Origin of the sequence: Anaerosporobacter sp., from assembly GCF_031551385.1 — a bacterium.
Taxonomy (GTDB): Bacteria; Bacillota; Clostridia; order Lachnospirales; family Lachnospiraceae; genus Anaerosporobacter.
Window position 1 is genome coordinate 1 of record NZ_JAVBNS010000184.1, and the last position, 9,649, is coordinate 9,649.

At 33.8% G+C, this 9,649-nt stretch carries 8 protein-coding genes; 7 read left to right on the forward strand and 1 reads right to left on the reverse strand.

Annotation, left to right across the window (positions count from 1 at the left end; all coding sequences use genetic code 11):
• Window positions 1–272: 272 nt before the first annotated feature.
• The 7 genes from rlmD to RMR19_RS14555 all read left to right on the forward strand — a co-directional run bounded on the left by rlmD (window position 273) and on the right by RMR19_RS14555 (window position 8,833).
• Window positions 273–1,658, forward strand: a complete 1,386-nt coding sequence (rlmD, locus tag RMR19_RS14525; protein WP_310604215.1) for a 23S rRNA (uracil(1939)-C(5))-methyltransferase RlmD — start codon at window positions 273–275, stop codon at window positions 1,656–1,658.
• Between the two features lie 240 nt (window positions 1,659–1,898).
• Complete coding sequence (locus tag RMR19_RS14530) at window positions 1,899–2,537, forward strand: hypothetical protein (RefSeq protein ID WP_310604216.1); 639 nt, start codon at window positions 1,899–1,901, stop codon at window positions 2,535–2,537.
• 176 nt (window positions 2,538–2,713) lie between these two features.
• The gene (locus RMR19_RS14535) at window positions 2,714–2,911 is read left to right on the forward strand and encodes a helix-turn-helix domain-containing protein (RefSeq protein ID WP_331654748.1); all 198 of its coding nucleotides are present in this window, start codon (window positions 2,714–2,716) and stop codon (window positions 2,909–2,911) included.
• 20 nt (window positions 2,912–2,931) lie between these two features.
• A complete protein-coding gene (locus RMR19_RS14540; protein ID WP_310604217.1) occupies window positions 2,932–4,566 on the forward strand; it encodes an Eco57I restriction-modification methylase domain-containing protein in 1,635 nt (544 codons plus the stop codon).
• On the forward strand, window positions 4,553–5,653 hold the full coding sequence (locus tag RMR19_RS14545; RefSeq protein ID WP_310604218.1) for a DNA cytosine methyltransferase: 1,101 nt from the start codon (window positions 4,553–4,555) through the stop codon (window positions 5,651–5,653). The genes RMR19_RS14540 and RMR19_RS14545 overlap by 14 nt, the downstream gene beginning before the upstream one ends.
• A 3-nt stretch (window positions 5,654–5,656) precedes the next feature.
• Entirely contained in the window at window positions 5,657–7,522 is a 1,866-nt protein-coding gene (locus RMR19_RS14550; RefSeq protein WP_310604219.1) for an McrB family protein, read from the forward strand.
• Between the two features lie 12 nt (window positions 7,523–7,534).
• Window positions 7,535–8,833, forward strand: a complete 1,299-nt coding sequence (locus RMR19_RS14555; protein ID WP_310604220.1) for an LlaJI family restriction endonuclease — start codon at window positions 7,535–7,537, stop codon at window positions 8,831–8,833.
• Between the two features lie 22 nt (window positions 8,834–8,855).
• Here RMR19_RS14555 and RMR19_RS14560 read toward each other — a convergent pair.
• On the reverse strand, window positions 8,856–9,649 hold a 794-nt coding region (locus RMR19_RS14560; RefSeq protein WP_310604221.1), incomplete at its 5' end, for a CGNR zinc finger domain-containing protein.

A 9,649-nucleotide genomic window follows, 5' to 3' on the forward strand; every position in this document is an offset into this window, starting at 1 on the left:
CCTCGTTTGTATTTCTGTTATTTGTTTTATTTTTTATATGTTATTTTACAATGATTTATCAAAAATTACAACCAAATAGAGTTTAGTTTCTCTAATTTTGCCGGGTTGTAACTTTATGATATTTTTTAAATAAATTTGAAGAAAGATATTTACAGAGATGTAAAAAAATAGTATAATATGTAAGAAGTGATTCTAAAGCGAAAGGGAATGTATTGAACTACTGTCATGAAAGACTAGATGACGGTGTTTAATATAGATAAAGGATATATAGAATGAGCCAGATGGATAATCGGAACAAAAGAAAAAAGAAGAGTGAAGAATTTCTAAGTAGAAAAGGAAAGAAACAGAAATTAGATAAGTTTTTAGATGCAAAAGTGGAGAATCAAAAATCAAGTAAATTTTCAGATGAAAAAATAAAAAATCAGAAATCAGATAAATTTTTAAATAGAAAAGATGAAGAAAAGAATGGAAATCAACCATTGCAGAGAACACCTAAGAATGCGAAAGAATTAACATTTTGTCCGGTTGCCGGAAGATGTGGAGGCTGCAGTTATGCTGGTGCTGATTATGAGACTACATTAAAAGAGAAGCAGAAAGTTATCAGCAAACTGATGAAAGAGTTTGGAAGTGTAGAAAAAATTATTGGAATGAAAGATCCGTTCCACTACCGAAATAAGGTTCATGCTGCATTTGGCAGATTAAGAAATGGAACCATTATTTCAGGAACCTATGAGCCAAAGAGTCATAGAATTATTAATGTTGATAGCTGCCGACTTGACAATGAGAAGGCAGATAAAATTATATATGATATTCGAAATATGTTGAAGTCGTTTAAGATTAAAACGTATGATGAGGATACTGATTATGGTTTGCTCAGGCATGTAATGGTGCGCTGTGCAGAAGCGACAGGTGAGGTAATGGTGGTGTTGGTACTGAGCTCACCAATTTTGCCGTCCAAAAATAATTTTGTAAAGGCTATCAGAAAAACTTACCCGGAGATAAGCACCGTTATCATAAATGTGAATGATAAGAAGACAAGTATGGTATTGGGTGATAAAGAACAAGTGATATATGGAAAGGGATTTATTGTAGATGAGTTATGCGGGTTGAAGTTCCGTATTTCTTCGAAGTCTTTTTACCAAGTGAATAGGAAGCAGACGGAAGTTTTGTATGGTAAGGCGGTTGAATTTGCCGGTTTATCCGGTCGGGAGAGGGTGATTGATGCCTATTGTGGAATCGGGACGATTGGTATGGTTGCCGCAGGAGCTGCAAAAGAGGTTATTGGTGTTGAGTTGAATAAGGATGCGATTCGAGATGCGATGAGTAATGCGAAGTTGAATGGGATTTCGAATGTGAGTTTTTATTGTGCGGATGCCGGTTCGTTTATGGTTGGCATGGCGGAGAAGCAAGAGAAGGTGGATGTGGTGTTTATGGATCCGCCGCGGGCTGGAAGTGATGAGGCGTTTTTGGATTCGGTGGTGAAGTTGGCACCAGAGAAAGTGGTGTATGTGTCGTGCAATCCGGAGTGGTTGGCGTGGGATGTGAGGTATTTGGTGAAGAGGGGGTATGAGGTGAAGATGGTGCAGGGGGTGGATATGTTTGGGTGGACGGAGCATGTCGAGACGGTTTGTTTGATGACTAAAACAGAGCGACAATAGTGGCGAAAAAGTCGATAGAATGGGCATTTTAGAAATTAGTCGGATTTCCGATTTGCTCCAGGTGTATTTTTTTTAGCCTAAAGATAACCCCTAAATCCACTCAAATTGAGTGTTTATAGAGGTTGACCGATTGTTCAGATTATGCCTTGGTGAGTGCATAGGATTGCTGAAATAGTGTGAGTGTAGAGAGTGGTTGACAGCAATTTGAGCATCTAAAATTATATTTAAGGAGAGAGCTAAATGGAAAAACATACTGAAAAGCGTGGCGATTACAACGTTTCTTATTATACAGTTGCTATTGATCAGCATATGAGAAATATTGCTTTAGATTTTGCTAAAAGAATTATTCTTTCGGATAATCAGTATTCTAGATTGTTGCCAATTGAGGTTCGCAATTCAAAAGATGTTAGCATACAACATAAGATAGAAATTCAGCGTACATTTATGGGTAAGTTGGGTGAAATGGCTTTTTTGAAGTTGTTGCAAGAAAAAAATAAAGAAGTAAATATTGATGGGATGTTTGAAGTGTTTGAGGGGCAAGGAAATGTAGATTCTTTTGATTTTCAAACATCAACAGGTTTTTATGTTGATGTAAAAACCGGATTTCGCAATATCCATAAAAGATTACTGATTAATGTTGACCAGTTTGATAATATTCCTAAAGATTTCTATGTTGCCGTAAAAGTTGATGCTTTAGATACTGATTCTAGGCTAAAACTTGTAGACTGGGATGATATTTCAACTGCTAAAATAATTGGATATGCTGATTATTCATATATCAAAAAAAATGCCAGTGTTTATGATTTTGGTGAAGGACAAGCGAGATGGCTGTATTATGAAAAGTTGATGGGAATAGATAGACTGTTGAGCATGTTTTAATTTAAACCAATACAAAAGCCTTAAGTTGTTTGAAATTTAAGGCGTTTTTGTATGAATAAACAATATAAAATATTAGCAAACCGCATAAAATATAATTAAATTTCTTGATAAGATATCTTAGATATGGTACAATACAATTGGTATTTTATATCTACTAGTATTGTGCAGAGGTGAATATGATGAATGAAAATATAAATGAAAAATGGATAAGCATTGAAGAAGCGGCGGAACATTTAGGTATTAAACCTGTGACTGTACGAGATTGGATAAAGAAAGGTAAAGGCATTCCAGCTCACAAAATAGGAAAGAAATGGAAATTTAAATATTCCGAACTAGATGCTTGGGTCAAAAGTGGGCGAAGTGCAATAGAATAAATGTTACAGGTAGGTGCGAAATGGCAAATGATATGTTAATAAACGCATTGAGAATAGTCAACGGTTATCTAAATCAAAATTACAGTAAAAGTGAATTGAAGTTAATTCGTGAGGAAATCAGTGTCATTATAGGTGGAACGTTTGAGATTGACGATTCATCAACTAAAACTTATTCATACGAAGAGATGCAGGAATTGCTATCTACATTGAATGAAAAGGAAACAATAAGAAAAAACAATGGTGTCTATTACACGCCATTAGATGTGGTTAAATTCATATTAATTAACAGCGTGAAGATGGTCTGCGATAGATTGAAACCAAATAATCTTCATGTATTAGATTTGAATGGTATCCCTTATAGCAACTTCTGTTATGAAAAAACCGTTTATGACCCAACGTGCGGTACTGGAGTCTTCTTGTTAGCGGCGTTGGAATTAAAATTAGATTTACTTGATTTGCATCACTCTGATGTAACAAAAGGAAAAATTAAAAAAGTAGTTGAATCAATAAAGGGTAATGACTTAAATATGGATTCGATTAATATTACAAAAATTCGTCTATTTCTTTGTCTCCTTCATAGATACAGTGTGGTAAAAATCAAAGGATTATCAAAGGTGCTCAACAGCTGTTATGAATGCTATGACTATGTTGAACATAAACCAAAAACAGAGAACAGATATGATATTATTATCGGGAATCCTCCTTATGTTGAGGATACCAAAAGTGAGTCTGTACCAGTAAAAAGATATGGTAATATATATGCAAATGTTTTGGAAAATGCAGCTTTGCAATTAAACCCAGGTGGAGTATTAGGATTTGTTATTCCATTGTCCTATGTTTCAACACCAAGAATGAAGAAAATTCGTGATGAATTATATATCACATCACCCGAACAGTATATTCTAAGTTATTCAGATAGACCAGATTGTTTATTTACTTCGGTGCATCAAAAACTATGTATTTTCCTTGGAAAACACAAAAAAGGTGTGCGTGATATATCCACAGGAAATTATAGATATTGGTACAAAGAAGAAAGACATGATTTATTCAACACAGCTGAAGTTGTGAAGAATAATTATGTGGAAGATGAATATATTCCTAAATTAGGAACAACGCTTGATACTTCTGTGTATAGAAGATTAACTGGGTTTAATAGATCTATTATTAATCTGCTCGAACAGGATTGTGAGCCATTATATTTGAATATGAGAGCAGCATTTTGGATTAAAGCTTTTTTAAATGAACACGCAGGTTCTGAATATAAAACATTCAAATGCGAAAACAAAAACTATGCAAATTTCTGTATGTGCCTACTTAATTCTTCTCTGTTCTGGTGGTATTGGGTTTGTGTGTCCGACTGTTGGCATATAACAAGAAAAGAATTACTTGGATTTAAAGTGCCAGAAATTTATGATTTTAAAGAAACCAATCGATTAGCGATTGCTTTGGAGGACCAATTAGAAAAAACAAAATTATATGTGGGTACGAAGCAAACAGAGTATGAGTACAAACATAAAGAGTGCGTTGATACAATTCATCAAATTGATGACTATATCAATGCTATATATGGCTTGTCCGAAGAAGAAGGGCTGTATATAAAGAATTTTGCTTATAGATATAGAATTGGTGGAGGTGTTGAAGATGAACGTAATTGACCTGTTTTCAGGATGTGGTGGTCTGTCTTTGGGATTTATAAAAAATGGATATACCGTAAAAAAAGCGGTTGAGTTTGATGCAAATATAGCAAATACATATAAGATGAATCATCCAGAGGTTGATGTGATCGTTGACGATATTCGTAATATAGACCAATCAGGAGTCTTTAAGACTGGAGATGCCGATATTATCATTGGTGGTCCCCCCTGCCAAGGATTTTCAATGGCGGGAGCAAGAATAAGAAATGGTTTTATTGATGACCCACGAAATTATTTGTTTAAGCACTATTTCAATGTTGTAAAAACAGTGAAACCTAAAGCTTTTGTAATGGAAAATGTAAAAGGTATCATGACCATGCAGGCTGGGGTAATTTTTGAAGAGATACTTAGAATTTTTTCTGATCCAGAGATGTTTGATGGTGAGCCGTACACATTGCATTATAAGATTGTGAAAGCTGTTGAGTTCGGAGTTCCTCAAAAAAGAGAAAGAATGATAATCATTGGTACAAGAAATATAGATTTTGATTTTAATGAATTATGGGAGCAGACTAAGGTCGATATACTACATGATTACCCTCATTATTTTAATATGGTCACTGTTGAGGATGCGATTGGAAATCTTGGTGTTACTACTACAAACGGATTAATAAACAATCCTGAACCAGTTACTGATTATCAGAGATATTTGGCTGCTGATGGGATGAAACTGACAAACCACACTAGGACAAACCATTCAATTGTTGCTGTTGATAGAATGAGCAGAGTTGCAAACGGTGAAAACTTTACTGCTTTAGAAGAAACAATAAATTCTGTTCATAGTGGTTCTTATGGGAGATTGTGTTGGGATGAACAATCTCCTACAATTACAACGAGATTTGATACACCCGCTGGCGGTAGATTTATTCATCCTATTGAGAATAGAACCCTTTCGCCAAGGGAGGCAGCTAGGATTCAAAGTTTTCCAGATGATTTTGTGTTTTATGGAACAAAAACTTCAATCTGCAAGCAAATAGGTAATGCGGTTCCACCAAAGATTTCATATTTTCTTGCAAGATTTATTAATAAAATTTTAGATGTGGAGGTATAGATGATGGACTCGATACTACAAAATAAGTTAAATGAACTTCAGAACGCAAGTGATTATGAATGTTGGTATTTGGTAAAACAGCCAACAGCTTTTGATAATTTGTGTTATTTAGTTTCATTTTTAAAAGAATTTAAAGAAAAAGATGTTGCAGGTAATTTACAAGACTTCATTGGACAAAAAATCATCGAGCTTAAGTCTATAAAATCTGCTTTAGAAATTTCAAATAATTATCGTGCATTAAGAGTTGCAGCATTTTTTGGTTTGATTACTATGACTTCAAGTAAATATGACGAAGCAATAATCACGGATACTTTTGAAGAAATATATAACCGATGTTCAGGTGAATTTGAAAAAACTGATATGTACTCTGATATAATTCAAAGACAAATTGAAAAAATGTTTCTTAGTTCATCTGTAGATGAGGAATACAATGGCATTAGACAAGAGTACCGTTTATATCCAGTTATGTTATTGTATAAGGTTTTACTTGAGCTAGGTCGTTCTACAGGAAAGTACTCAATTTCTATGACAGAGTACAGGTATCTTGTGGCTACAACTAAAGTTTTTGAAGGCTTTTTAGAGACACTGTTACTTATTAAACTATTACGTGATGATGCCACAGCTAATAATGAATTTGAACAATATAGAACAAAATTTGATAATAGATTAATTCAAGCACTTAAACAGCTGAACACTTTAAAAATCGATAAAGATAGTATTGCTATTAATAGCGATTTAGTAAGTGAGGTTGCAAAGAAAGTATATATCTTTGAAGAAAATCCTAATATTTTTTCCACAGAAAATTATCTTGATTTTTTAGGTTCAACTAATTCTTTATTTGAATTGGATAATTTTGATAATAATGAAAATGACAGAAACGATGAATGTTTAAATGATATGAAAGAAATTGACGAGAAAAATCGTTTACGTGGTGGTACGAATGTATTGCTATATGGAGTTCCTGGCTGTGGTAAAAGTTATACTATCAAGACAAAATATTGTAAAGATGCAGATAGTCTTGAAAGAGTTGTATTTCACCCAGACTACACCTATGGGGATTTCGTTGGGCAGATTATGCCTATGACAGATGAAGGAACTGGTAAGATAAGATATGAATTTGCACCAGGACCTTTTACTCGTATATTATCAGGTGCATATAATAATCCTGAGAAAAAGTATTGTTTAGTTATTGAGGAAATTAACAGAGGAAATGCTCCGGCAATTTTTGGTGATATATTTCAAATGCTCGACAGAGATGAAGATGGTAGTGGTTCATATGATATTACTAACGTGGATGTTGCAGAAAAAGTTTACATTTACAATAAAGATACTATTGCAGAACCAAATAAAATAAAACTCCCATCAAACCTATATATATTTGCAACAATGAATACATCAGACCAAAATGTGTTTACTTTAGACACAGCATTCCAAAGAAGGTGGAATATGCGTATGATTGAGAATGATGTATCGAAATCTAAAATTGCAGGACAGAAGATTCTTGATACAAATGTCAAGTGGGCAGTGTTTAATAAAACTATAAATGAACTGGTTATATCAAAGAATGTTGGAATGACATCTTCAGAGGATAAGAGATTAGGAGCATATTTTGTTACTGAAAAGGATCTATATTTCTTTACCACAAACGATGAAATTTCACAAGAAGAAGCCGATGATAGAAATCATAACTTCCCGGAGAAGGTATTAAAATATTTATGGGATGATGCTTTTAAATTCACAAGAGACGAAGTGTTTAAAAGTCAGTATGATAGCCTTGAAAAACTTATTAAGGCTTTTGAAATGGCAGAAAAAGATGAGCGTTTTAATGTGTTTTTAGATGACATATTTGGATTAAGTCAAAATGAGTAAAGGAGCGATTGTATGGAAAAAGAATCAGCACCTTTATACGATTGTCATATAAATACAAATGAAGGAACGGATACCTTTGTAGGAATTCGTTCAGATGGTGAGCAAATTAAAGTATGCTTTCCTATAGGGTATAAGCTTGGAAAGACGGAACTTGAACAAAAGAAAGACGTGCAATTATTAATTAGAGTCTTATCACGTTTTTCCGGAATAAAGGAAAAATTACTTCCACAGTTACTAATGAGTAATCCAGAAACTGTGAACTTTCCTATTCAAGCTTATATGACCATCTTGGATGAATATTATAATAGAGGGTATTATACTGAGAATGAACGAATCCTAAAGGTTAATGGAAGTGGGCATAAAAATTGGCCACGTACGGTTAAAACACAAAGAGCATATCCACAAGATGACTCTTTCATTTATTTAACAACCGTGTCGCAAGAATCACGAGTAGACTCATCGAATTTCTTGACAAAGATAAATGAATTCTGTGTAGAGGAAGCGTACAAGAAAATTGGATTTTTATTCTCTACAAATACCCCACGGAAAGCATCAATACCATTTGACGAAAGACGTTTCTTGATGACTCTTAAGGGAAAAATACATAGTGAAAATAATGATAAAAACAAAGCCTTGTTTTCGGGTATGATTGATATGATTCAATATGTTGGAAAGAAAGGCCGAAACGCAAGATTCTTCTTTGGGACGAATGATTTTGAGTATGTTTGGGAACGTCTTATTGATTTTAATTTTGGTGTAGATAATAAAAACTATTATTTTCCAAGGACATCTTGGTACCTTGGCTCAGCAGGGAAACACACAAAATCTGCACTTGAACCAGATACAATTATGAAAAAAGATAATAAAATATTTATTTTGGATGCGAAATATTATCGATATGGGGATAGTGCGGACCCAACAGAACTACCTCGTTCAACGTCCATTAACAAGCAAATTACATATGGCGAATATGTAGCAACTGCTCTTAAATTTAGAGATGAAAATGGTCAAGCTCCACCGGTATATAATGCTTTTCTGATGCCATTCAATAAGGAGGGAAAGTATTTTACGTCAAAGCAAAATATGCTTCATATTGGTGAGGCACGTGGCGATTGGAAAGACTCAGGTGCATCATATGAGAGAGTTCAAGGTATTCTACTGGATATAAAATGGATGATGGAGCGAACTGTTAAACATAATAAGAACGATATATGCCAATTAGCACAATTGGTAGAGAGTGTAATTAATCATATGGATCCACTTGCTAAAAAAACGGCAAGAGGTAACGAAGAAGGAACAATGACTACGTAAAGAGTAGTCATTGTTCCTTCTTTTATTTTTTAACTTTACGATGCCTCATTTGAGCAGCTGCATTTTGGCAAGCTGTATCATGATACTGTTTTCTGCTATTTGTAGTCTTCACTTTAAAAAGACGATTACAATTGGGATTAGAACATTTTCGATACACTTCATAATCTGGTCTTGTATAAAATAATGCAAAATAAAGTGCTGTGAGTAAATTTGGAATTTCCCAATATGGAGACATGGTTTCAATATTGTATATTGGGTGTATACCATATAATTCAAAATCGAATTCTTCTTTAATTGTTATTTTGGCAATTTCTATAAGTTTCAATTGAAAGCATTCATTAAATTTTGTATTGCTGTTAAGTCTTTCACCTGTTTTAATTATTCCACTCTCGTTTATATTATCAATTTTCACCCCTATTTTTAATAAGTTATAAAAAAAATCAATAACATACCTTGAGTTAATGTTCATATCATCTACAAAACCATCTCGATACAGTTTGGCGATTTTAGCTGTAAAAAGTTTATCACTACAAGAAGTGTGTGGATCCACATCATCCACCATTTCATGATAGTCGATCATCCCAAGTTTTTCTTCATTCTCCGTAAAAGTATCAGAAATCGGATAGTAATTATCATAGGGATCGTTGTCAAATCCATTAATCAAATTTCCCTCCAAGTTTGGTAGTTCGTCTATTTTATACCACATACCAGTAAATGCGTGTATGCACGAGCATAGTCCCTCGTCATTTTCACTGATTTTAATTCTACGAGGATATGCAAAAAGTAAATACGCGGTTAATTTCAAAACTCGATCAT

Bases quoted from the DNA above. Each gene is read 5' to 3' on its own strand.
- rlmD (WP_310604215.1), top strand. From the start codon at position 273: ATGAGCCAGATGGATAATCGGAACAAAAGAAAAAAGAAGAGTGAAGAA.
- RMR19_RS14530 (WP_310604216.1), top strand. From the start codon at position 1,899: ATGGAAAAACATACTGAAAAGCGTGGCGATTACAACGTTTCTTATTAT.
- RMR19_RS14535 (WP_331654748.1), top strand. From the start codon at position 2,714: ATGATGAATGAAAATATAAATGAAAAATGGATAAGCATTGAAGAAGCG.
- RMR19_RS14540 (WP_310604217.1), top strand. From the start codon at position 2,932: ATGGCAAATGATATGTTAATAAACGCATTGAGAATAGTCAACGGTTAT.
- RMR19_RS14545 (WP_310604218.1), top strand. From the start codon at position 4,553: ATGAACGTAATTGACCTGTTTTCAGGATGTGGTGGTCTGTCTTTGGGA.
- RMR19_RS14550 (WP_310604219.1), top strand. From the start codon at position 5,657: ATGGACTCGATACTACAAAATAAGTTAAATGAACTTCAGAACGCAAGT.
- RMR19_RS14555 (WP_310604220.1), top strand. From the start codon at position 7,535: ATGGAAAAAGAATCAGCACCTTTATACGATTGTCATATAAATACAAAT.